We start from the raw sequence: 23,492 nt of genomic DNA, 5'->3' as shown, positions 1-23,492 counted from the left end.
AGACTATTGATCCCCTATCGAATGATTGTCGGCAGCATATGGCCGGCCCAGATGGTAACCCATGGCCCCGTCGATACCCAGTTTACAGAGTACTGAGTATTCCGCAGCAGTTTCCACCCCTGTCGCGAACACTTTCACCCCCCGACTGTGGGCGATAGACACCACCGACTCCAGGTAAAACCGGTTATCCTCATGAGTGTCGATATCGTGAATGAAGCTGTTGTCGATACGCAACGCCTGGAATCTCAGATTTCTCAGGTAGGAAAATGGCACGCCTCCTACCCCGAAGCGATCAACAAGTACCGGTACCCCGAGACGTCCGAGCGCCTTCACCAAAAGGCCCACAGCAGTACGGTGATGATGGATGGTCTGCTCAGAGATGCCCACCCAGAGGTTCTTCACCTCCGGGCCAGCCGTTCTGAGCATTGCCACCACATCCTGCCGGAACTCATCACTGGCAACCGAAGCACTCCCCAGGGAAACCGCCAGTGGCCTCGCCGGGGCATTGGCTAGCCGTCGAAGCACCCGTTCTATCAGCAGGCGATCAATATCAGCGATCAGCCCGAAACGTTCGGCCATAGGTACAAAGATGCCCGCCTTGAGCGATCCTTCCGGATTCACGATGCGGGAAAATACCTGATGGTAAACGGGCTCATCCTGGTTTTCCCGCACCATCGGCTGGAGCCACAGCGACAGGCTCTTCTCACGGATAGCCTGGTTGATAATGACTCGCCAGGTTTCCAGATTGTGGAAGCCATCCTTGCCGCCATCCGCCACGTGGCAGCCGGTCTCATCCGAACTTTGGGCCACCCTCAGTGCTTCATCAGCGGCAGCCAGCAGGTCCCGCACACCCTGACCTTCCCGGGTTCGGGTCAGGCCAGCGTGGACCGCTGTATCCATCGGTGATGCCAGATCCGCGTATATGCCATCAACACTCGAAACCAGTTCCCGACACCAGACGTCGGCATCTGCCGGCATGACCCCCGGCACAAATATCGCGAACTCCGCCCCGGTCCTCCGGCCAGCAAAGGCTCCCGAATGCTGCCCGGCAAATTCACGGACCATCCCCGCAACTCGCACCAAGAGCCGGTCTGCCTCCTCGCGGCCGTAGGCCTGGTTATAATCGGCAAATCCCGCCAAATGGAGCAGCATCAAGGCGCCAGGCGCCGATTTCTCCTCGGACTCCACTTCTACCTTCAGGCGCTGGTCGAACGCGCTGCGACTGTCGAGGCCCGTCACCGGATCTTCGTTGTTGACTTTACGCAGGTGCTGAATCAGTTTGGCCTGCCCCTCAAACAACTGCCCTAGGTCATCTGCCATCTGGTTCATCGCTTCGGTAACCAGGTTCAATTCCCGGGTAGAACGCACCGTTACCCGCTGACGAAAGTCCCTGTTGCCCAGCGCCTTCGCCTGTTTTTCCAGCGCGTTAAGCGGTTTGAGCGTTCGCCGCAGAAGCAGATACAGGACAACAAGGCCAACACCACCGATCAACAGAGTGCTGAGAATCAGCCAGAGAGAAATCCGCCAGAGGTCTTCATAGGCCCTGCCCGGGTGGCTCACCACCTCGACCGTACCCAGACGATTCCAGCCCCGGACAACTTCAGCCCGCGCAACCTGGAGCGGCAAGTCCACCACAAACAGAAACCAGGGCGGCACCCGGGCTTCCTGCAGCCCCATTGAGCGCCCAGCCACTTCATTACCGTGATGATCCAGATAACTGATAGACAGGTAGCGGCCACTGTCAAAAACCGCATCTATAACCGACGATGAGGCCACCGGATCACGTGCATCAATGGCATTCGAGAGGGAAAGGCCGATCGCCGTCGCGCCATCCCGGGCATGGCCGGCCAACTGATCGGAAACGTAGTTCCGGAAAAAGCTATAACTGGTGAAAAATCCTGCAAGCAGGACCAGCACCAGCAAACTTCCCGTAAACAAGAGCAGGATAGTACGCAGGGTCGCATTACCCCGCTGCGGGCCTTTCGGTCTGATGTGCTTCCGAACCATGGAGGCTTCTCCGATTGGCTGTATAACAGCCGGCCAGAGGTTTGTGACCTGCGCCGCAGAGTTGACAAACATTTACATAGAACAACCTACGCCGACAACTCTAAACACTATAGACTCTGGAAAAGGATTAAGGTTGAAAAAATCGTCGTCCACGAAGGGAAGGACGACCTAAAAATGGAAGCAGACAGGCCGGAGCACAATGAACGACGAAAGCCAGAAAGAGAAACTCAGGCAGCACTTCGCACGACGTGTGACAACCCAGGCCCGGGTTGTTCTGGACACCTGGCAGAAAATTCACGGAGACCGGGAACTGGCAGGCGCCCATCGTGATGAGTTCGCCGCTGCAACAGACAAACTGGTTCGCTACGCACAGAGGTTCGAAATGGCGGGTCATGCCCAGGCCGGCCAGAAAATTCTCGATCTTGTCCGTGGCTGGAGTAGCGGCCAGACCCTTCAAGATGATCTGGCGCGCCAACTTCAGGACGCTATGGAAACCCTGTCCCGCTGTACCTGCAGACGCACCGATCAGGACAGTACTGAATCCCCGAACCAGTATCGCCGTACACCGGTCTACATTGCTCTGGCCAATAACGAAATGGCCAGCCGCCTGATCCGCCAACTGGAGTTCTTCGGCTTTCGTGCTTCAGCCTTTACCTCCTCCCGCGACCTGACTGAGGCCTGTGCGCTGCATAAACCCGAAACCATCCTGATGGATGTGGACTTCGGTGGAGAAAAAAATGCCGGTCTCGCTTGCATCGAGCAGTTGCAAGAGCGCCACGACACCCCCATCCCGATCATTTTCGTAAGCGATGAGGATGGCACCATCGAAACCCGGCTACGGGCCTCCCGCTGCGGCGGCGAAGAGTTCTTTTATCCCGCCGTCGACCCTGGCCAGTTGATCGAGAAGATCGAGACCTATACCCACGGCAACACCGTGGAACCATACAAAGTGCTGGTTCTGGACGACTCACGGGCCCAGGCCAAATACATGGAAACGGTTTTGAAAAAAGCGGGCATGATCGCTCACATCATTACCGACCCCATGGCGATCATCACTGCACTCGAAGAGTTCTCACCGGAAATCATCATCCTGGACATGTACATGCCGGGTTGTACCGGCATGGAAATCGCCAGGGTAATCCGCCAGCAGGACAGGTTTCACAGTGTCCCGATCATCTATCTGTCTGCCGAGGACGATGTCAGCAAACAACTACATGCCATGAGTCTTGGCGGTGATGACTTCCTGACCAAGCCCATTGATCCCAAGCACCTGATCTCGACCATTCATAACCGGGGGCGCCGGGCCCGCTCGCTGCTGGCCCTTATGATCCGGGACAGCCTGACCGGCCTGTACAACCACACCCACACACTGAACCTGCTCGAACAGGAGATTGTGCGGGCACGGCAGAAGGATCACCCGCTGTGCTTCGCGATGATCGATATTGATTACTTCAAGAAGGTAAACGACACCTTCGGTCACCCCATCGGCGACCGGGTTCTGCGCAGCCTGTCCATGTTTCTCAAACAGCGCCTGCGCAAGACGGACCACATCGGTCGTTACGGGGGTGAGGAGTTTGCCATCATTCTCCCCAACACCCGCGCCAGCGATGCCCGGAACGTGCTAAACGAAATCCGGGAGCGCTTTTCGGAACTGCTTCAGCCAGCCGGTGACAGGGAGTTCAACGTCACCTTCAGTTGCGGTATTGCAGCCTGGCAGGGAGAGTCCTCCCAGGCGCTGTGCGAAAGGGCCGATCAGGCCCTCTATTCGTCCAAAAACGCTGGCCGGAACTGCGTGACAACAGCGCAGGAACAGAACTGATCGAACATGACACTGGTGAATTCAATCATCCACCAGTGTCATGTATACCGCTGTCTGGTTCAGCAACTGGTAAGCCACCTCACCAAAGGTCACCGGCCCCGTCAGGCCTGGAGTAGCACGACCCTCAAGGCCGGAGTGCAGGTAATTCAGGATGCAGTTGCAGCCAAAAATAATTCGGCCTGGTTTGGCAGGCATGGCCTGAGCGAAGGCCTCGGGATAATCGGCTACGGGCCGGGCAACCCGGTACTGAACCCCCTTAAAGACCGGCGCGTAGAACTGAACCGCACCGCTCGATGACTCCAGCGACTGAATGCTGACATTGATCAGCGCCCCGCAATAGTCCGCCAGCAGCGGTTGACGTGTATCCAGGCCACGATCTTCGAAGTATTCCGGCAGGCCTTTCTGCTCGCCATTCACTATGCAGTGTCGGGCGGAAAAGCTGGTATCACTGAACTCGATATCATCGCCTTCATCAGGCTCAAAGAGATTAATTGCGTGCACCATCGCCGAGACTCCCGGAGGCAGGCTCGCATGCAGGACCACCGCCCGATTTCCGAACGATTCTCCGGTTCGCCCATCTACAACCACAGCCGTTCCGCTGGCCAGATCATCCAGGTGCATACCGGCGACCCAACCAACGACGGGCTTCAGGTACATTTCCGGAAACCCCGGAGCATTTTCGGCATAGGAACGATGCACATCGCTCCCCGCTGGCAGAATAATAATGGAGTATCCCTGTTCGGGGGCGTCTTCCAGAAACCCGGGAAGAGCATCCATGTCATAGGATTCAATGGTCACCTGCTCGGCATCCAGTATCTGGACAAATACCTTGTTGCGATCACAGACGCCTGCGTGCTCGGTCATGAAATAGGGTGTACTTCCGGCAATCCAGTTACCCGTCGGCAAGGAAGCCAGCAGGGCTTCATCCCCCGCCAGGGCCAGTGGCAGGCCCTGCTGGATCAACTCAGACACCTCTGCAACGGTGAGGAGACGACTGTTCAGGTCACTCATTCGGCAACCTCCTTCTCCCAGTGCTCTCTGTCACCCGACAGTGCACGAACAGCCCTGAGGGACTGCAACTGCTCAATCTCATACCCAAGCTGCTTTCTATGCTTGATAAAGAAACGGCGGATCTCATTGATTCGTATCATCCGGGCAGATTCATCTTCCAGACGACCAAATTCCTGCCGTGCCCGCGTCAGCAAGAGCCTGAGACTGAGCAAGCGGGGGTTGAGCGAACCTTCGGAACTGAGCAGGCGGCGCCATGCAACATCGGAAACCGGGGGAATATCGGGGAGGACGTCCTGCTCCAGGTCTGTGACCATCGAATCCGCCAGGGTAGACATATCTTTGCCCAGCAGTCCTTCCTGAATCGCATGCCGGATCTGCCAGGCCAGGTGCACGTCGATGTCCAGCAACTGGCACACCTCGCGATAGCGCAGGCCAGCCTTCAGGCAGTCGGTAACTTTCCGGGCCAGGCCGGTGGTAAATTCGGTATCCGGGCGACCGATAAATGCCACCCGCTTGTCCTCATCGGAAAAGCCATCCGTAACGGTGGCATGAATAAACGCCTTATATGCACCCACGTTGCAATGGCGCCACCGTGATTTAGGCTGATCGGGCACCACCCTGGCCAGCCAGCCCTGTCCCCGCCCGACAAACGCGTGAAGCTCTCGCGTCTGGGTGTCTATCCGCAAACGGTTTACTGTCCATGGTTCTTCAATACCGAGCAGGCGCCGGCATACTTCCGTATCCCTCATTGCGACATCTCCTGAAATTATTTTTGTTGAGTCATCTGCCAGTGTCTCCCTCTGCAAACCGGGACTAAACTGAACGTTGGCATCGGATCACCGAGACTTCAGGAGCAATGCCTGTGTCCTGCCTTGACCGGAAAGACGCGCTGACAACGAGGTTATGAAACCAACGTCGTATGGAAGTCCCGCCATCCCTTGACGACAATGATTGTCATCAGTGGAAAGATCCTGTCGGGACTCTAATGCCGTCTTTTTACGACCAATGGACGACACGGAAGATTGTCAAAAAGTGTTGATCTGAGAGAAACAAGTACGCACCATTGAGGGAACGTGCTGTGATTTTCGGCGATCATCTAAAAAAAGACACAAAGGCAAACTGAATCATGTCGACAATTCTTGTGCTCCACGGCCCCAACCTCAACATGCTCGGCACCCGCGAGCCGGAGGTTTATGGCCACGAGACTCTGGCCGACATCGATGACAGGCTACGGCAGCAGGCAGCAGACAACGGACATCATCTGCTTCATCTGCAGTCCAACGCCGAATATGAACTGATTGATCGGGTGCATGAAGCCCGGGCGGAAGGCGTGGATTTCATCATCATCAATCCAGCAGCTTTCACCCACACCAGTGTCGCCCTGCGGGATGCCATTCTGGCTTCAGAAATTCCGTTCATTGAAGTACATCTTTCCAATGTGCATGCGCGGGAAGCATTTCGCCATCACTCCTATTTTTCCGATATCGCCGAAGGCGTTATCTGTGGATTGGGTAGCCAGGGATACGAATTTGCCCTGCAGGCAGCCCTGAAACGAATCAACTGATAGACCTGACAAAACGGGACTGGATTGACTATGGATATTCGCAAGATCAAGAAACTTATCGAGCTGCTCGAAGAATCTGACGTAGAGGAGCTGGAGATTCAGGAGGGAGAGGACTCAGTACGCATCTCCCGTCGTCGCGAACAGGTTGCTGGCACCCAGTACGTAAGCCAGGTTGCTGCTCCGGCTCCGCAACCGGTTGCAGCTGCGCCTGCTCCGGCAGCCCCGGCTGCTGCTGAAGAAGCCGCTCCTGCCGCCATCAGCGGCCATGCAGTGAAGTCGCCGATGGTCGGCACCTTCTATCGGGCGCCTTCTCCGACTGCCTCTGTATTCGTTGAAGTTGGTCAGTCAGTGAAGGCCGGTGACGTTATCTGCATCGTCGAAGCAATGAAGATGATGAACCAGATTGAAGCCGACAAGAGCGGTACCGTCACTGAAATCCTGGTCGAAAATGGCCAGCCGGTGGAGTTTGATCAGCCTCTGATCGTCATTTCCTGAACTCGGTGATAGCTACTCATGGCCATGCTAGAAAAAGTTCTGATCGCAAACCGGGGTGAAATTGCTCTCCGGATCCTGCGCGCCTGTAAGGAGCTGGGCATCAAGACGGTTGCTGTGCACTCCCAGGTCGATCGCGACCTGATGCACGTCCGTCTGGCAGATGAATCTGTCTGTATCGGCCCTAACAGTCCGCTGGAAAGTTACCTGAACATTCCAACCATCATCAGCGCCGCTGAAGTCACCGACTCTGTGGGCATCCACCCCGGCTATGGCTTCCTGGCGGAAAACGCCGATTTCGCAGAACAGGTGGAAAAGAGCGGCTTCCGTTTCATCGGACCGTCTGCCGACACCATTCGTCTGATGGGTAACAAGGTATCCGCCATCGAGGCCATGGTGAAGGCTGGCGTACCCACCGTTCCGGGCTCCAACGGCCCGCTGACGGATGATGACGAGCGCACACTGAAGATCGCGCGCCGCATCGGTTATCCGGTAATGATCAAAGCCGCCTCCGGTGGCGGTGGCCGCGGCATGCAGGTCGTTCACTCTGAAGCCGCCCTGCTGAAAGGTGTCCAGATCACCCAAAGTGAGGCCCGAAACGCCTTCGGCGACCCGACGGTCTACCTTGAAAAGTTCCTGGAAACACCGCGCCACGTTGAGGTTCAGGTGCTGGCCGACATGCACGGCAACTGCATCCATCTGGGCGACCGCGACTGCTCCATGCAGCGCAGGAATCAGAAGGTTATTGAGGAAGCGCCGGCTCCGAACATCAACCAGGAGTCCCGGGCCCGCACCCTGAAGGCGTGCGTCGATGCCTGCAAAGAAATCGGCTACGTGGGCGCAGGTACCTTTGAGTTCCTGTACCAGGATGGCGAGTTCTACTTCATCGAGATGAACACCCGGGTTCAGGTTGAACACCCGGTTTCCGAGATGGTCACTGGTGTCGATATCGTCAAGGAACAGCTGCGCATTGCCAGCGGACTGCCTTTGCAGTACACCCAGGACGACATCAAGATCTCCGGCCACGCCATGGAATGCCGGATCAACGCGGAAGACCCGAAAACCTTCATCCCGAGCCCCGGCAAAGTGAAGCACTTCCACGCTCCCGGCGGCAACGGCATCCGGGTGGACTCCCACTTGTACAGCAGCTATACCGTGCCTCCATACTACGATTCCCTGGTGGCCAAGCTGATCACCTGGGGTGAGGATCGCGAGATTGCTCGCCGGCGTATGAAGAACGCTCTGGATGAACTGGTGGTCGAGGGCATCAAGACCAACCAGCCCCTGCATAGAAATCTGGTGCGCGATGGTGGCTTTAAACAGGTAGACTTCACCATTCACCATCTTGAAAAACTGATGCGGGACTGACGTCCTGCATCAACATTGCAGGAAAGACTATGCCCTGGATACAACTCCAGATCCCGGCTGATCCCGAAAACGCGGATCAGCTGGAGGATCTCCTCATGGAAATGGGCTCCGATGCCGTTTCCATGGAAGACGCTGCAGACCAACCCCTCTTCGAACCGGACCCCGGCACCACCCCTCTGTGGAACCAGACTACGGTTACCGGCTTATTCCAGTCTGATCGAGATATCGAGCAACTCTGCGCGGAACTGAGAGATGCCTGGCATCAGCGCACCCAGCAGACGCTACCGGAAATTGAAGTCACTCTGGTGGAAGACAAGGACTGGGAACGCGCCTGGATGGATGATTTTCACCCGCTCAAGTTCGGCGAACGGCTATGGATCGTGCCCAGCTGGCACGATGCTCCGGATCCCGATGCAGCCAACCTGATGCTCGACCCCGGGCTTGCCTTCGGAACCGGCACTCACCCGACAACCGCCCTTTGCCTCGAATGGCTGGACGGTAAAGACATGGCCGGCAAGCAGGTGACCGACTATGGCTGCGGCTCCGGCATCCTGGGCCTGGCTGCCCTGCTCTTGGGAGCCAACCACGTTGTGGGCGTCGATACCGACCCTCAGGCCCTGGAAGCCAGCCGCGACAATGCCCGCCGCAATGGTGTAGAGGACGAACGACTGGACCTCTACCTGCCGGAAAACGAGCCGGACACCCAGTGCGATGTCATGCTGGCCAACATTCTTGCCCAGCCCCTTATCGGCCTCGCCCCTCATCTCGCAAAACTGACCAGACCCGGCGGTGATCTCGTACTTTCAGGCATCCTCTCCAACCAGGCCCGGGATGTCATGGCCGCCTATGAACCCTGGTTTATCATGGATGAACCGGAACAACGTGAAGAGTGGATACGCCTCACAGGACGGCGTAACGACAGATGACGTACATCGCTGTAACGTCTAAACTCCGACAGTTGTAGCCCAGACGCCTTCAGGAACGAAGCATGACCCAAAGCAGCCTGCAGACCCAGTGCCCCAATTGCCAGACCCGTTTCCGGGTATCCGATGAACAGCTTGGTATCGCCAAAGGCAAGGTGCGTTGCGGAAACTGCATGGCTGTGTTCAACGCCATCGAACATCAGGTCATACCGGAAGCCCCGAAAAAGGCCGAGTCCACGCCGGTCGATAGAGCGGATGCCCCGGAAGACCAGGGCCCGTCGAGCTTCACGGAAGAGGATTTCGTATTTCAGGACAACCCCGAGGAAGATGCTGCCGCGGGACAGTACGCAGGCACCAGACTCGGGTTTTCCGACGCTGAACTGAGTGACAGCTTCCGGGAGGTCGAACAGGGAGGAGGTTCCGACTTTCACCACCATGATGACGATCATCATAACGAGTCCATTGATGAGAGCTGGGCCGAGGAAATGCTTACCGAACCCAGGGAGGCAGAAGCTGCCCCGGATTCTGTCAAAGAAGAAGCGGCCAGCTTCGATTCGGCACAACCGCTGACGGCGGACCGCTCGGAAGACGACAGTTTCTTCATCGAGTTCGAGGAACAAGCCGGTTCGAAAAAGGAAAGCACGCCGGAACCAGCTGTAGCCGAGGAGCCTGAACCGGCACCACAAACACAGCCAGCGCCCGAACCAGAACCAGAACCAGAACAACCGATCGCAGATACAGTCAGTGCCAGCCGGCCATTTGACGACCTCCGCCGCGAGCCCGTATCGGTATCGGGTAACGGCGGAAGCCGATTGCGTACCCTATTCTGGACCATTATTGTGCTGGCGCTGATTGGTGTTCTGGTCGCACAAGTGACCTGGTACCAGTTTGACCGTCTTTCGGCCATTCCCCAGCTACGGCCCTTCTATGAAAAAGGCTGTGAACTGGCAGGCTGCGAACTCCAGCCTCTACTGAATGTCGACGAGATCCAGAGCCGTAAACTGGTCGTCCGTTCCGATCCAGATAACCGCACCCAGCTGATTGTAGATGCCGTCATCATCAACCGTGCGGAGTTTGAGCAGCCCTTCCCCGCAATTGCGCTCACCTTCTCCAACCTGAATGGTGATGTGGTTGCCCAGAGCGTTTTCACACCTGACGAATACCTGGCCGGAGAAGGCAGCGCCCTCAAGGCCATGCCCAAAGACACACCGGTGCGCATTGCAATCCAGATCCGTGACCCCGGCCGGGATGCGGTGAACTACAACATCAACTTCCGCCCCTATACCCGCCAGGGGCGTTAGCAAGCATTCACTGAACGGTCTGCACCAACGCCCATCGACCCGAGCAAAAGTCAACCAGAAAGGGCGAAAAATAATCAATTTTTTCGCCCTTCAGCCCCTTCAATCACACCGCCCCCAGCGGTATCATTAGCGCCCTTCGGAAACCGGATCGATCACTAATTAACCAGTCGAGCCATTCCTACGCTTGCTCAACTCGCTGTGAGATGGACTCAGATCATGCTGCCGACGGCAAAAATCGGGCCGTACACATTGCCCAATCCGCTGATTGTTGCCCCCATGGCGGGTGTAACCGACCGCCCCTTCCGGCTACTGTGCCGAAAGCTGGGTGCAGGTCTGGCAGTCTCGGAGATGGTTATTGCAGACAGCAAACTCTGGCACACACGTAAATCCCGTACGCGCCTGAATCATGACGGCGAACCTGAGCCCAGGTCAGTACAGATTGCCGGAGGTGATCCCCAGATGCTGGCTGATGCGGCCCGGATGAATGCTGAGTTCGGAGCCCAGATCATCGACATCAACATGGGCTGCCCTGCGAAAAAAGTGTGTAACAAAGCCGCAGGCTCAGCTTTGATGAAAGATGAGGGTCTGGTCAGAGAAATCCTGGAAGCCGTCGTTAACGCAGTCGATATTCCGGTCACCCTGAAAATGCGCACCGGCTGGAATACTGACAACCGTAACGCACCGCTCATTGCCCGGATGGCTGAAGATGCTGGCATCCAGGCGCTGGCCATACATGGCCGCACTCGCGCCGACAAATACAATGGCGAGGCGGAGTACGACACCATCGCCGACGTTAAATCCCGGGTCAGTATCCCGGTGTTCGCCAACGGTGACATCACCTCGCCGGAAAAAGCGGAGCAGGTTCTCAGACACACCGGCGCTGACGGATTGCTGATTGGCCGGGGAGCTCAGGGACGCCCCTGGATTTTCCGGGAAATCCTCCACTATCTGGAGACCGGCAAGCACATGCAGGCCCCGTCACTGGACGAAGTGGAAAGCATCCTGACCGGACATCTCGCCGAACTGCACAGTTTCTACGGCGAACTGATGGGTGTACGCATCGCCAGAAAGCATGTTGGCTGGTATTTGCAATCCCACGATCCGGGAAAACAGTTCCGAAAAAGCTTCAACGCCATCGACGATGCGCTGGAGCAAAAAGACGTTATTCAACAGTACTTTGAAGGCTTACGAAATCGAGAGGTATTCGCAGCATGATCGCTGACACTTTGGCAAACGACAACCTGAGCACACCCGCCAGTGAAGACATTCACCAACTGCAGACGGTGAATAACAGCGGCAATGCCGTTACCCTCCGCGACAGCGTCGAACTTGCTCTGAAAAACTACTTCGCGCAACTGGACGGAGCTCCGGTAACCGAGGTTTATCAGTTGGTACTCTCCGAAGTGGAAGCACCGCTGCTGGAGCAGGTTATGAAGTACACCCGCAACAATCAGACCAAGGCTTCCACCATGCTTGGCCTGAACCGCGGAACCCTGCGCAAGAAGTTGAAGCAGTACGGTCTGCTATAATCCAGACACCCTGATTTGATAAGGGCCTCCCGGACACCATTCGCGAGGCCCTTATTCGTTCATCTCCAGCGAAGAAAGTGACTCATGGCAAACCAGGCTAACACCCCCGTCCGTCGCGCACTGATCAGTGTCAGTGATAAAACCGGCATCGTCGATTTCGGCCGTGCCCTCACCGAACGCGGTATTGAACTGCTGTCCACTGGCGGAACCTTCCGCCTGCTCCGGGAGAACAACATCCCGGTAACCGAGGTTTCCGATTACACCGGATTCCCGGAAATGATGGATGGCCGTGTCAAGACCCTGCACCCGAAGATTCACGGTGGCATTCTCGGCCGTCGCGGCACCGATGATGCCGTGATGGGTGAGCATGGTATCAATCCGATCGACATGGTGGTGGTCAACCTGTACCCCTTCGAAGAGACGGTCGCGAAGCCAGACTGCGATCTGCCGACCGCCATCGAGAACATCGACATTGGCGGCCCGACCATGGTTCGTGCCGCAGCCAAGAACCACAATGACGTGGCCATTGTGGTAAACGCTTCGGACTACAGCCGTATTCTCTCGGAACTCGAATCAAACAACGGCGAGCTGGCCTACGAAACCCGCTTCGATCTTGCGGTGAAAGCCTTCGAACACACCGCGGGCTACGATGGCGCCATTGCCAACTATCTCGGTGGCCGCACCCCGGACAACGACAATGCCGAGTTCCCTCGCACCTTTAACGCGCAGTTTGTTAAAGTTCAGGACATGCGTTACGGCGAAAACCCCCATCAGCGCGCTGCCTTCTACGCCGAGCGCGCGCCGAAGGAAGCCTGCGTGGCAACGGCCACACAGTTGCAGGGCAAAGAGCTGTCCTACAACAACGTTGCCGACACTGACGCTGCACTGGAGTGCGTGAAACCGTTCGCTGATCCAGCCTGTGTTATCGTCAAACACGCCAACCCCTGTGGCGTGGCCATCGGTGCAGATATCCGTCAAGCCTACGACCTGGCTTTCGCCACTGACCCCACCTCAGCATTCGGCGGCATCATTGCTTTTAACCGTGAACTGGATGCGGAAACCGCCAAAGCCATCGTGGACCGTCAGTTCGTGGAAGTGATCATCGCCCCGACCGTCGCGCCTGAAGCGGCTGAGCTGGTTGCGGCCAAGAAGAACGTACGCCTGCTGGCCTGCGGCGAGTTTGATGGTGAGCGCGCCCAGACCATGGACTACAAGCGAGTTACCGGCGGCCTGCTGGTTCAGGACCGCGACCTGGGCATGGTAGCAATGGAAGACGTCAAGGTTGTCACAGACCGCCAGCCGTCCGAACAGGAACTCAACGACCTTCTGTTCGCCTGGGAAGTAGCCAAGTACGTCAAGTCCAATGCCATTGTTTACGCCAAGGCCGGCCGCACTATCGGTATCGGCGCGGGCCAGATGAGCCGGGTATACAGTGCTAAAATCGCGGGTATCAAAGCCGCAGATGAAGGCCTGGAAGTACCGGGATCGGTCATGGCCTCCGATGCGTTCTTCCCGTTCCGGGATGGCATCGACGCTGCCGCCGCAGCCGGCATCACTGCCGTGATTCAGCCAGGCGGTTCCATGCGTGACCAGGAAGTTATCGACGCTGCCAACGAGCACGGCATCGCCATGGTCTTCACCGGCATGCGCCACTTCCGTCACTGATACAGGGTAGAGAAGGATTCCGACTATGAACATTCTTGTTATCGGCAGTGGCGGACGTGAACACGCCCTGGCCTGGAAAGCAGCCCAGTCCCCGGACGCTGACCGGGTATTTGTCGCTCCCGGCAACGCCGGCACGGCCCGTGAGCCGGGGCTGGAGAACGTCGATATTGACGTGCTGGATCTGGAAGGTCTTGCCAACTTTGCAGCGGGCAACAATGTGGGTCTGACCATCGTTGGCCCTGAGGCACCACTGGTCGCAGGTATCGTCGATCAATTCGAAGAACGCGGCCTTCGCGTCTTTGGCCCAAGTGCCGGCGCAGCCCAGCTGGAAGGGTCCAAGGCATTCACCAAGGATTTCCTGGCACGCCAGAAAATTCCTACCGCCGGCTACGGCAACTATACTGACGTGGACGAGGCCTTGGCCTATGTGCGCGAGCAGGGCGCTCCGATCGTGGTCAAGGCTGACGGTCTGGCCGCTGGCAAAGGCGTTATTGTCGCCATGACCCTGGAAGAAGCCGAGGACGCCATCCGCGACATGCTGGCAGGCAATGCCTTCGGTGACGCCGGCAGCCGCGTGGTTATCGAAGAATTCCTCGAAGGCGAAGAAGCCAGCTTTATCGTCATGGTCGACGGTGAGAATGTGCTGCCCATGGCTACCTCCCAGGACCATAAACGGGTTGGCGACGGTGATACCGGCCCCAACACCGGTGGCATGGGCGCCTACTCCCCGGCCCCGGTCGTGACCGCGGAAGTGCACCAGCGCATTATGGACGAAGTCATCTACCCCACGGTTCGCGGCATGGCAGCCGAAGGCCATCCTTACAAGGGCTTCCTGTATGCCGGCCTGATGATCGACAACAATGGCGCTCCCAAGGTTATCGAGTTCAACTGCCGCTTCGGCGACCCGGAAACCCAGCCCATCATGCTGCGCATGAAATCGGACCTGGTTGAACTCTGCGGCGCTGCCATTGACGGTAAACTGGACCAGTGCAGCTCTGACTGGGACGAACGTGCTTCCGTAGGCATCGTACTTGCTGCAGGCGGCTACCCCGCAGATTACGAGAAAGGCGCGGTTATTTCCGGCCTGCCGGAATCGGAAGTCGAAGGCGAGAAAGTGTTCCATGCGGGCACCAGACTCAACGGCGACGATGTTGTCACAAGCGGCGGCCGGGTGCTGTGTGCCACCGCCCTGGGCAATACCGTGACCGAAGCCCAGAAGCGCGCTTACGAGCTGGCCGAAAAGATCAGCTGGAAAGATGCCTTCTACCGCAAGGATATTGCCTACCGCGCAATCGCACGGGAACAAGCCTGAGCCAACAGGCTCAGCAGGTACAGGCCCGGTCGCTGACCGGGCTTTTTTTTGCCCTTTTTTGAGCAAAATCAGTCGGATTAGACCAGCATCGACTACACCAGACCGGTAAAACACGATAGCCTTGAGCAAATACCCGAACCAGCCTGAAAAGACTACGTAATGCCTGAAGCCCTTTGGATTTCCTTCGCCTTCGCCCTTGGCCTCCTGGTCAAGACCATCGGCTTACCGCCACTGGTGGGCTATCTGGCCGCAGGTTTCGTACTCAGCGGGCTATCAGCAACAGCCGGTCTTTCCGTGGGTCCGACTCACACACTGGAGCATATCGCCCATGTCGGGGTGCTGCTTCTACTGTTTACCGTCGGCCTGAAGCTGAAGCTCCGCTCCATCGTCAGCCCCGAGGTCATTGGAGGCAGCCTGCTGCACTTCGCCATTACCTGTCTCGTGTTTACTCCAGGCCTCTATCTGCTGATGGACCTGCCATGGAGTACGGCGCTGATGCTGGCCATTGCGCTATCGTTCTCATCCACCGTACTCGCAGCCAAGGTACTGGAATCCAAACGCGAGCTTCGGGCGTTCCATGGCCGTGTAGCTATTGGCATTCTGATCATGCAGGATCTGATTGCCCTGGTCGTGATGAGCCTCGCCGCCGGCCAAACTCCCTCCAAATGGGCCCTGATCGTTTTTGGTTTACCTCTGCTCCGCCCGCTCTTGTTCCGGCTGCTGGATGCCAGCGGCCATGATGAGTTGCTGGTGCTTCTCGGGCTCCTGCTGGCTCTGGTGCTTGGTGGATACGGTTTCGAGAGCGTTGGTCTCAGTTCAGAGCTGGGTGCCCTGGTGTTTGGTGCCATGCTGGCCAGCCATCCCCGGGCTCAGGAACTCTCCAAATCACTCTGGAGCGTCAAGGAGATGTTCCTTGTTGGCTTTTTCCTGCAAATCGGGATCGGTGGGCTACCAGACAGCCAGGCGCTGATCTTCGCCCTCGTAGCCACTCTGGTACTGCCGCTCAAGGGGCTGCTGTTCTTCTTCCTGCTTCTGGTTTTCCGCCTTCGTGCCCGCAGTGGCTTCCTCAGCGCGCTGGCATTGACCAATTACAGCGAATTCGGTCTGATTGTTGCCAGTATCGCATTACCCGAATGGCTCGTTCCCCTTGCCATATCGGTGTCCCTGTCATTCGTGATCTCAGCTCCGTTAAACCGCTCCGCCCATATTCTCTACGAACGTTTTGCAGAAGGCCTGAGCCGATTCGAAAGCCGAAAGCATCACCCGGATGAACAACCCCTGTCTCTGGGTAATGCCAGGGTTCTGATCATGGGCATGGGCCGCACCGGTACCGCGGCCTATGACTGGATAGCGCCCCGGGCAGGAGAGCTAATAGGCCTGGATTCCGATCCGGCAAAAGCAAGGGAGCATCAGAAAGCTGGCCGGAACGTCGTCTTTGCCGATGCGGAGGATGCGTCCTTCTGGCATGGACTGCACATGCCGGAAGTACACTCGGTCATTCTGTCGCTCGGGGATATCGAAGGCAAACTGATTGCAGCTCGAATGCTGCGCAAGCTCGGCTTCCGTGGCTACATCGTGGCTCATACCATGTATGAAGACGAAGCCCGGCAGATTCGCGAAGCAGGTGCAAACGACGCCTACCTGACCATGAACGAGACCGGGGTCGCACTGGCCAGTCACGTGGCCGGGCGGAACGCCGACCAAACCTCCTGAACGCGACGGACCTTACAGAGCGCAGGTCCGGAAGCCGGTATAGACATCGTTACGCTGAGGCAAATAGGCCTGTCGATAGGTCCCCCGGATCAGGCAGGATGAGGTGGCGCAGCTACCGCCACGAGTCACCTTGTGATCACCAAACTGCAGGGTCGACATGAACGGATACATATCCACCTTGAAGCCGTCATAGGGGAAAAACTGACTGCTGGTCCACTCCCAGGTACTACCAATCATCTGCCGGCAACCAAAGGCACTGTCTCCGGCTGGGTAGTCATACACAGGATTCCGGGCCATGGCACCACCGTCCAGATCAGCCCGCACTTCCGTTGGCGCCTCATTGCCCCAGGGGAATCGCCTGAATGGCGTCTCCGGCCGATTGCCCAACGCCGCCACTTCCCACTCAAACTCCGTTGGCAGCCTGCGTCCGGCCCAGTTACACCAGGCCTCAGCTTCCCAGTAGCTGACGTGAAGCACGGGAGCCTCCAGTTCCAGAGGCTGCCACTGATCAAACACCCTTTCCTGCCATTGACTGTCATGCCAGCGCCAGTACAACGGGTGCCGCGGCGTTCTCAGCATAGGCTCCCGGCAGCCATGCACGAGCGCTACGTCTGTTTCGGTATCCAACCATCTTCTGCCGCCAAATGACCAGAGTTCTGGCTTCTGATACCCGCCGTCTTCTACAAACGCCAGAAATTCCCCACGGGAGACGGCCAGCTTTGAAATCGCAAATGCCGGCAATTCAATCTCAAAGCGGGGCTTCTCATTATCGAAGGCAAAATCGTCAGTAGCGAAATACTCTGAATTGCCCGGCATTCCGATCAGCCAGCGCCCGCCCGGAATTTCCGCATCGCCACCACCAGGTTCGCCCGGCGCGGTCCGTGCTAACAGGCATGAGCCCGGCGCAGGGTAGCCGACAGTCTGGCGGCACCAGATCAGCGACTCGACATGCATGTTCTGATGAAAAATCCCGTAGCGGTACAAATACCTTTCCTGCTCGCTCAATGGCCGGGCACGAATACGCTCCTCAAGCCGGTCATACACCGTCTCAAAGTACCGCAACGTCGCTTCCCTGCCCGGGAACAGTTCCCGGCACCAACGATCCTGATGGTCTACATGGAAAGAATCCCACAGATCATCCATGGATGGATCAATACTCGGAGTGCCGTCCAGCAGGTTGAAAACAAAGACCTCGTAGAAGAAGGCAGCATGCCCCATTTCCCAAAGCGGCGGATTGACGCCCCGATGATAAGGAACATTGAGGGCTTCCTCCGGCAGGGATGTGATCAGGTCGCGTGTTCGCCTCCGGGTATTCGCAAGTTCAGAAAGAAGCTCTTCGCGGGTGGGTGACCGGGAGGTTACGGTTTGCATATCGCCCATGGGTTCTGCCTGGCTGCTAGGGTCTGACTAACAGAATATCAAACTGAGCGACCAAGGTAGTAACGGGGAAAACGTCGAATTACTTTACGACCGTATAAATAAGATATTCCTTCCGCTCAGGTAACCCCTCTGAAAACCGGATCTATCACAATAGTGGCACGTAATCTGATTAAATCTTAACCGTTTTCCAGAGAACTTCTCTGGCAATAGATTGGGTCACAGGGTCGTGACCGGAGTTCTCGCCGTACCGGTTATCCCCAAACAACAATATGAAGCTGTCCGATTCCCCACGAATCGCCCTCATGGGAGACTCGCATGACGGAAAAGCGACCGCTCGTCTGGCTGTCGGCGGCACCCCATAACACCGAGCTGAAAGCGCTACTCACTCAGCAATGGAAAGTTGTTGAGCATAGCTACCTTTCCCCACTTCCCATCGTTCTTCCCAACCGCAAAAAAGCCCGATTGGGAATACTGGACATGACCAGGCTCCCTGACCTGGATACACCCGGGATTGAAGCATGGCTGGAAGCACTGAACCCCACATACTGGATAGGACTTGTAGACGAGAAACCGGCAACTGATTCCAGGACGGCACACCTGATTTCAAGATACTGTGCCGACTTTCATACACTCCCTGTCGACACGCTCCGCCTGGAATCCATGCTAGGTCATTTTTGGGGCATGGCAGCCATTCGGGATAACACCCCAGGCTGGCCGAACGATGACTATCAAGCCTTTGCTCTGCAGGGCGACTCACAGGCAATCCGGCAGATCCGGGATCTGTTACGTCGATTCTCGGAAACCAAAGAGCCGGTGCTCATCATCGGCGAAAGCGGCACAGGCAAAGACGCCGCAGCAAGGTTTATTCATCGGCATTCCCCACGCGCCTCTGGCCCCTTTATACAGATCAACTGCGCTGCCCTGCCTGAGTCTCTGACCCAGAGCGAGCTGTTTGGTTATGAGAAAGGAGCCTTTACCCACGCTCTTCAGGCCAGGCCAGGCCGACTCGAGCAAGCAGATGGAGGATCGCTGGTGTTGTCTTCCATCGATGAACTCCTCCCCGAGCAGCAGTCGGCCCTTCTACGATTTCTCCAGGAAGGAAAAATTGAACGCATCGGCAGCAACCACTCCATTTACGTCGACAGCCGAACGATCACGACAGCCGCCCACCCACTTCAGGAGCTCATTGACAGACAGCGCTTCCGGAGCGATGTGTTCTATCGCCTGGGAGGGCTGGAAGTAAGGCTTCCCGCACTCAGGGATCGTCGTGAGGATATCCCACATTTGGCTAAAGCACTTATATCCACTCACCAGGGAACTCGCCACAGACAACTGAGCAAGTCAGCCCTGCAGCACCTGGTCAGTCATGCCTGGCCAGGTAATCTTCGAGAGCTTCAGAACAGGCTGCGGAGGGCCATGCTGCTATGTGATCGAAAATCCATAGAGTCGGCTGACCTCGGACTCGAAGGCAATGAATGGCAGGGCGATGCCATCGACACACTCACTCTGGAATCTTTCCGAGCCCAGGCCGAGCGCCAGGCGATCTCTTACAGCATGACACTTGCACTTCATAACGTATCCGAGGCAGCCAGAATCCTCCAGATATCAAGGGTTTCTCTCTATCGGCTAATGGATAAATACAACCACGCACAGCACTCCGCCGCCCGCCATAAAGGAGACCTGTCATGACTTACCGTATGTTTGTACCGGCACTGATCTGCTCCTGCCTTTGGCCCGCCACGCTCGCAGCCAAACCCGAAAGTGAGCCAGAAGGCACAAAAATCACACCGACACAGCAGGATCAGGAAAAGCAGGAGCACGCTTCAGAAATTGCCTCTATCACAGCGGACCGAGGCATTGTTACCCGCCCTGGCCGCCTGACTATCGAGCCTGCTTTTTCCTATGCCCACAGTAATTCCACACTGGTAGCCGTAGAAGGCTATACCGTAATCCCGGCACTACTGATCGGGTTAATCAACATCTCTGAGATACAGCGGGACATTTTTGTTTCCTCCCTGAGCTTTAAATATGGCTTTACCAGCCGCCTGGAAGCTGCAGTGCGAGTTCCGTGGCTAAACATCAGTGAAGATCTCAAAGAACGCCAGGCTTTCGAAGGAACGCCTGTCGACACTCTGCGAGAATCGTCCGGAGAGGGGTTGGGAGACGTGGAGCTGACCATTCGCTATCAGTTGAATGATGGCCTGCGCGGCTGGCCTTACGTAATAGGAGTGATTCGGGTAAAACCACCCACTGGAGAGGGCCCCTATGACGTAGACAAACGGACGGTATTCGACAGTGAGGGCAACCCAATCGGTATCGAACTAGAGGAGCGCCCTACGGGTTCCGGTTTCTGGTCGTTTGAACCAGGCTTTTCCTTTATTCTGCCATCCGACCCGGCCGTGCTCTATGGCAATTTGAGTTACGTCTGGACTCAAGAGGAAGATCAGGGGGAAGAAAACGGTGGCATCGTAGACCCGGGAGACGTGATACGTTTCGGTTTTGGGATGGGCTTTGCGTTCAACGAAAGAACATCCTTCAGCCTCAGCTATGATCACTCCGTCATTCAGAAAACAACCTTCGAACGTGACTTCGACCTTCTCGGTGCCGCATTTGATCGCACTCATGTAGGGACGCTCTCGTTTGGGCTTTCGCAGCGGCTTTCCAACGATGCCGCATTAAACCTGACCGTTGGGATTGGAGTAACCGAGAACGCTCCAAACACCGAGATTACGCTGAAACTGCCTTTCAGCCTCTAGTCGCCGGTTCAGAGCCACGCAGTTACGGGCGCAGATAGCTTGGAACGGGGTCCCTCGAAACGCCAGGGATCCCGAAACCACCCCCCAGGTTATTGAGTTCAATAGTCAGCTCCCGGGCATTCTGGATGGTAATTCCGTTAAGGTTATTCTGGATGACCGTCAACCACCGACCATCACCCAAAGTCGACGTCACTAGCGTCCCGGCCCCCAAACCATCAACCACCTGCCTCAATTCTGTGTCGAACTGATGCGGAATACCTTGCTCACTGACCAATTGATTCAGGTTTGGGATGGTCAGCCGATTGATAGCCATAAGCTCCCCATTGACGGATATCGCCTGCTCAAGCCCAATCATTATTTCCAGATCGTCCAGCAGGAAGCCACCCCTCAGACCATCAAGACTGGCATCACTTAACGGCGACTCCAGATACAGTGACTCTGCCCGAACGACGAACGTCGTGCTCAGGAGAATGGTGATCATCAGACACTGATTCAAGCGCAAATTGCACATAACCCTACCACTCCCGTGAAGAAGGCCAGTGTGGCAATGTCTGGCTCAAAGACGGGCCTTGCTGTCCCCTGGACAGAGGCGCACGAACGACCATAGGCCACTGACCATCATCCTGAAATGTGGACCGGCCATGCTGAAGATGGCTTCTGATCACAAACGCTGCACCGTTCCAGTGTTTTTCAAATTGGTCCCGGGGGTAGACTTTCAGCCCCCTGGCGGGGTCACCCACCAGTACTTCCGTTTTACTGATGCCTTTGATGATAACGAAATGCCGATACCCTTCCAGACTGATCAGGGCTATTACCGGCACCCTGACCTTTTCCCGTATGCCCGAAAGGGGCATTCTGAAACCATCAGCGCTGTAGCCTTCAGATTCAAGGTAGCGTTTCATGTCGAGCATCGAGAATCCTTCCCGGCGCACCTTGTCTTCATCGGCAAGCGCGAGCATCCCCTCAAAAACATCCTGTTCAGTAACATCGTGTCCGTAATGAAAAGACAACAAAGAAGCCACCGCTGCGGAACCACAGCTAAAGTCGTATTGCTGCTGGATAACCGAACGGAACTGCTGTTCCTTGAAGCTGCTCACCCCAAGCTGTATATCACTGCCAAACCCGGGTATGACGACGGTACCTGCAATCGCGGTGGGCCATGCCAGACTCATAACACAGAGAGCAATCATTCTGCCCGGGATTTTCATGGCCCACCTCCCGTTATCGGTTTATGAGAATATTCACCTGTGTACTGTCCTGAATCACCACCTGGTTACCAGTATTCTGGATAACCGTTGCAATGCCGCTCATATTGCCGAAGGCATTATCCGAAATGCGGTTGTCTCCGGTTTCAGATGGGCCACTAAGCGTGTTCCCCGTTACCAACGCGTTTTGTTCACTCTCGTTGAGTTGCCACTGCATGGGAATGCCCTGGCGCCCACTGGACCATTCAAGTTGTTCCTGGCTCATCGGCTCGATGGCCAGCAACTCTTCCGATGAAGCGGTCACGACAACCCCCTGGCATAATACCAGGCACACAACACTGAACATTCCCTGAGTCATCTTACCCATGATGCCCTCCTGGCAATGCGGGCCGCCCCCACCTGGAGCACGGCCCGACCATGCTCAGTTGCTTCCGCCACCCGCGGTCAGGTTAGACATCACACTCACGTTGGCCTGAGTAACACTGCCAACCCCGGCATTCTGGGCAAAAGCCCCAACCCCGGTGAAGTTGGCCGAGCCTCCTGAGATCTCATTGGAAGCCCTTGCTTCGGTGTATGCACCGCCAGCATTCGCGTCACCATAGGTCACGTTAGTACCGCTAACACTGCCATTAAGCTCAGCGTCGTTCATAAACACTTCCACAGACAGGTTCAACTCAGTAACACTGTTGTCCGAGTTGTCACTGCTATCGGTGTTGTAGGAATCAGCGGTATTGGTGGAGTTATCAGAACTGTCGCTGTTTCCACTGTCAGCAACCTTGAACGAATCACTGACGTTGGTGCTGTTGTCAGAGTTATCTGAGTTATCGGAATTGTCCGAGTTATCAGAATTGTCTGAGTTGTCTGAGTTATCTGAATTATCCGAGTTATCGGAATTATCAGACATGTCGTTACCACTATCAGCTATCTTGAATGAGTCGCTGACATTGGTGCTGTTATCGGAACTGTCGGAGCTATCGGAATTATCAGAATTGTCTGAGTTATCAGAGTTATCAGACATATCGTTACCGCTATCCGCAATCTTGAACGAGTCGGCTACATCCGTACTGTTATCCGAGTTGTCGGAGTTATTTGAATTATCCGTGTTGGTGGAGTTGTCATTCCCGGAATCAGAGTTTCCAGAATGGTCATTGTTGGCAGTTGAGGTATCGTCAGCATTGGTATTGGGGTCACCATCACCTCCCTGGTCAGCCCATGCAGCTCCAGAAAGTCCCAGACCAAGTGCTACAGCAATCGCTAGCAAACTTTTGTTAGTTTTCATGACGTCCATTCCTTTGATGAAGTTGGCTAATGGGGATCTGTCCAACCCGTCAGACATCGGGTAAGCCATGGTGCAGACCCGCATAATAGACAAAGCGATTCCTGTGCCACTATCCGGCTAAAACCTATATCTATTTGAGGTCAAACACGTTTTTTTGAAGCGACATTC

21 protein-coding genes are annotated in these 23,492 nt (G+C 56.2%); 13 read left to right on the top strand and 8 right to left on the bottom strand.

What is annotated here, in order from left to right; genetic code table 11:
* Window positions 1–3: 3 nt before the first annotated feature.
* A complete protein-coding gene (locus FWJ25_RS00710; RefSeq protein ID WP_149598331.1) occupies window positions 4–2,007 on the bottom strand; it encodes a bifunctional diguanylate cyclase/phosphodiesterase in 2,004 nt (667 codons plus the stop codon).
* A gap of 199 nt (window positions 2,008–2,206) precedes the next feature.
* Between FWJ25_RS00710 and FWJ25_RS00705 the strand changes: the two genes are divergently transcribed.
* Complete coding sequence (locus FWJ25_RS00705) at window positions 2,207–3,826, top strand: diguanylate cyclase (RefSeq protein ID WP_149598330.1); 1,620 nt, start codon at window positions 2,207–2,209, stop codon at window positions 3,824–3,826.
* Between the two features lie 21 nt (window positions 3,827–3,847).
* Here the strand turns inward: FWJ25_RS00705 and FWJ25_RS00700 are convergent, their stop codons facing one another.
* A complete protein-coding gene (locus FWJ25_RS00700; RefSeq protein WP_149598329.1) occupies window positions 3,848–4,837 on the bottom strand; it encodes a DUF6976 family protein in 990 nt (329 codons plus the stop codon).
* On the bottom strand, window positions 4,834–5,586 hold the full coding sequence (locus tag FWJ25_RS00695) for a hypothetical protein (RefSeq protein ID WP_149598328.1): 753 nt from the start codon (window positions 5,584–5,586) through the stop codon (window positions 4,834–4,836). The genes FWJ25_RS00700 and FWJ25_RS00695 overlap by 4 nt, the downstream gene beginning before the upstream one ends.
* A 377-nt stretch (window positions 5,587–5,963) precedes the next feature.
* Between FWJ25_RS00695 and aroQ the strand changes: the two genes are divergently transcribed.
* From aroQ to FWJ25_RS00645, 10 genes are all read left to right on the top strand, one after another.
* Window positions 5,964–6,401: a type II 3-dehydroquinate dehydratase gene (gene aroQ, locus FWJ25_RS00690; protein ID WP_149598327.1), complete on the top strand. Its 438-nt coding sequence runs from the start codon at window positions 5,964–5,966 to the stop codon at window positions 6,399–6,401.
* Window positions 6,402–6,431: 30 nt separating this feature from the next.
* Complete coding sequence (gene accB, locus FWJ25_RS00685) at window positions 6,432–6,896, top strand: acetyl-CoA carboxylase biotin carboxyl carrier protein (RefSeq protein ID WP_149598326.1); 465 nt, start codon at window positions 6,432–6,434, stop codon at window positions 6,894–6,896.
* 18 nt (window positions 6,897–6,914) lie between these two features.
* Window positions 6,915–8,261, top strand: a complete 1,347-nt coding sequence (gene accC / locus FWJ25_RS00680) for an acetyl-CoA carboxylase biotin carboxylase subunit (protein ID WP_149598325.1) — start codon at window positions 6,915–6,917, stop codon at window positions 8,259–8,261.
* Window positions 8,262–8,290: 29 nt separating this feature from the next.
* Window positions 8,291–9,187 carry a 50S ribosomal protein L11 methyltransferase gene (gene prmA / locus FWJ25_RS00675; RefSeq protein WP_149598324.1) on the top strand — a complete coding sequence of 299 codons (897 nt, stop codon included), beginning with the start codon at window positions 8,291–8,293 and terminating at the stop codon, window positions 9,185–9,187.
* Between the two features lie 62 nt (window positions 9,188–9,249).
* Window positions 9,250–10,485 (top strand): DUF3426 domain-containing protein, encoded by a 1,236-nt coding sequence (locus FWJ25_RS00670; RefSeq protein WP_149598323.1) that lies wholly within the window; start codon window positions 9,250–9,252, stop codon window positions 10,483–10,485.
* A 216-nt stretch (window positions 10,486–10,701) separates the two neighbouring features.
* A complete protein-coding gene (gene dusB, locus FWJ25_RS00665; RefSeq protein WP_149598322.1) occupies window positions 10,702–11,700 on the top strand; it encodes a tRNA dihydrouridine synthase DusB in 999 nt (332 codons plus the stop codon).
* Window positions 11,697–12,014 (top strand): DNA-binding transcriptional regulator Fis, encoded by a 318-nt coding sequence (fis, locus tag FWJ25_RS00660; RefSeq protein ID WP_149598321.1) that lies wholly within the window; start codon window positions 11,697–11,699, stop codon window positions 12,012–12,014. Before dusB ends, fis begins: the two co-directional genes overlap by 4 nt.
* An 84-nt stretch (window positions 12,015–12,098) precedes the next feature.
* Complete coding sequence (purH, locus tag FWJ25_RS00655; protein ID WP_149598320.1) at window positions 12,099–13,679, top strand: bifunctional phosphoribosylaminoimidazolecarboxamide formyltransferase/IMP cyclohydrolase; 1,581 nt, start codon at window positions 12,099–12,101, stop codon at window positions 13,677–13,679.
* Window positions 13,680–13,704: 25 nt separating this feature from the next.
* Window positions 13,705–14,991: a phosphoribosylamine--glycine ligase gene (gene purD, locus FWJ25_RS00650; RefSeq protein ID WP_149598319.1), complete on the top strand. Its 1,287-nt coding sequence runs from the start codon at window positions 13,705–13,707 to the stop codon at window positions 14,989–14,991.
* A 159-nt stretch (window positions 14,992–15,150) separates the two neighbouring features.
* The gene (locus FWJ25_RS00645) at window positions 15,151–16,704 is read left to right on the top strand and encodes a cation:proton antiporter family protein (RefSeq protein ID WP_149598318.1); all 1,554 of its coding nucleotides are present in this window, start codon (window positions 15,151–15,153) and stop codon (window positions 16,702–16,704) included.
* Between the two features lie 12 nt (window positions 16,705–16,716).
* Here FWJ25_RS00645 and senA read toward each other — a convergent pair whose 3' ends face one another.
* Entirely contained in the window at window positions 16,717–18,084 is a 1,368-nt protein-coding gene (senA, locus tag FWJ25_RS00640; RefSeq protein WP_246166620.1) for a selenoneine synthase SenA, read from the bottom strand.
* A 315-nt stretch (window positions 18,085–18,399) separates the two neighbouring features.
* On the opposite strand from senA, the gene FWJ25_RS00635 reads away from it, so the two are divergent.
* Complete coding sequence (locus FWJ25_RS00635) at window positions 18,400–19,773, top strand: sigma-54-dependent transcriptional regulator (RefSeq protein ID WP_149598317.1); 1,374 nt, start codon at window positions 18,400–18,402, stop codon at window positions 19,771–19,773.
* Entirely contained in the window at window positions 19,770–20,840 is a 1,071-nt protein-coding gene (locus FWJ25_RS00630) for a transporter (protein ID WP_246166619.1), read from the top strand. The genes FWJ25_RS00635 and FWJ25_RS00630 overlap by 4 nt, the downstream gene beginning before the upstream one ends.
* A 22-nt stretch (window positions 20,841–20,862) precedes the next feature.
* On the opposite strand, the gene FWJ25_RS00625 is transcribed toward FWJ25_RS00630, so the two are convergent.
* The 4 genes from FWJ25_RS00625 to FWJ25_RS00610 are packed head-to-tail and all read right to left on the bottom strand — an operon-like array spanning window position 20,863 to window position 23,324.
* Window positions 20,863–21,351: a hypothetical protein gene (locus tag FWJ25_RS00625; protein ID WP_149598316.1), complete on the bottom strand. Its 489-nt coding sequence runs from the start codon at window positions 21,349–21,351 to the stop codon at window positions 20,863–20,865.
* A gap of 4 nt (window positions 21,352–21,355) precedes the next feature.
* Complete coding sequence (locus tag FWJ25_RS00620; protein ID WP_149598315.1) at window positions 21,356–22,048, bottom strand: C39 family peptidase; 693 nt, start codon at window positions 22,046–22,048, stop codon at window positions 21,356–21,358.
* Window positions 22,049–22,061: 13 nt separating this feature from the next.
* The gene (locus FWJ25_RS00615) at window positions 22,062–22,412 is read right to left on the bottom strand and encodes a hypothetical protein (protein WP_246166618.1); all 351 of its coding nucleotides are present in this window, start codon (window positions 22,410–22,412) and stop codon (window positions 22,062–22,064) included.
* Between the two features lie 54 nt (window positions 22,413–22,466).
* The gene (locus tag FWJ25_RS00610; protein WP_149598314.1) at window positions 22,467–23,324 is read right to left on the bottom strand and encodes a dentin sialophosphoprotein; all 858 of its coding nucleotides are present in this window, start codon (window positions 23,322–23,324) and stop codon (window positions 22,467–22,469) included.
* Between the last annotated feature and the right edge of the window lie 168 nt (window positions 23,325–23,492).

Origin of the sequence: Marinobacter salinexigens, from assembly GCF_008370345.1 — a bacterium.
In the GTDB taxonomy this organism is placed as follows: domain Bacteria; phylum Pseudomonadota; class Gammaproteobacteria; order Pseudomonadales; family Oleiphilaceae; genus Marinobacter; species Marinobacter salinexigens.
The sequence above is the reverse complement of the archived record's forward strand: the minus strand, read 5'-3'. Positions and strand labels throughout refer to the sequence as shown.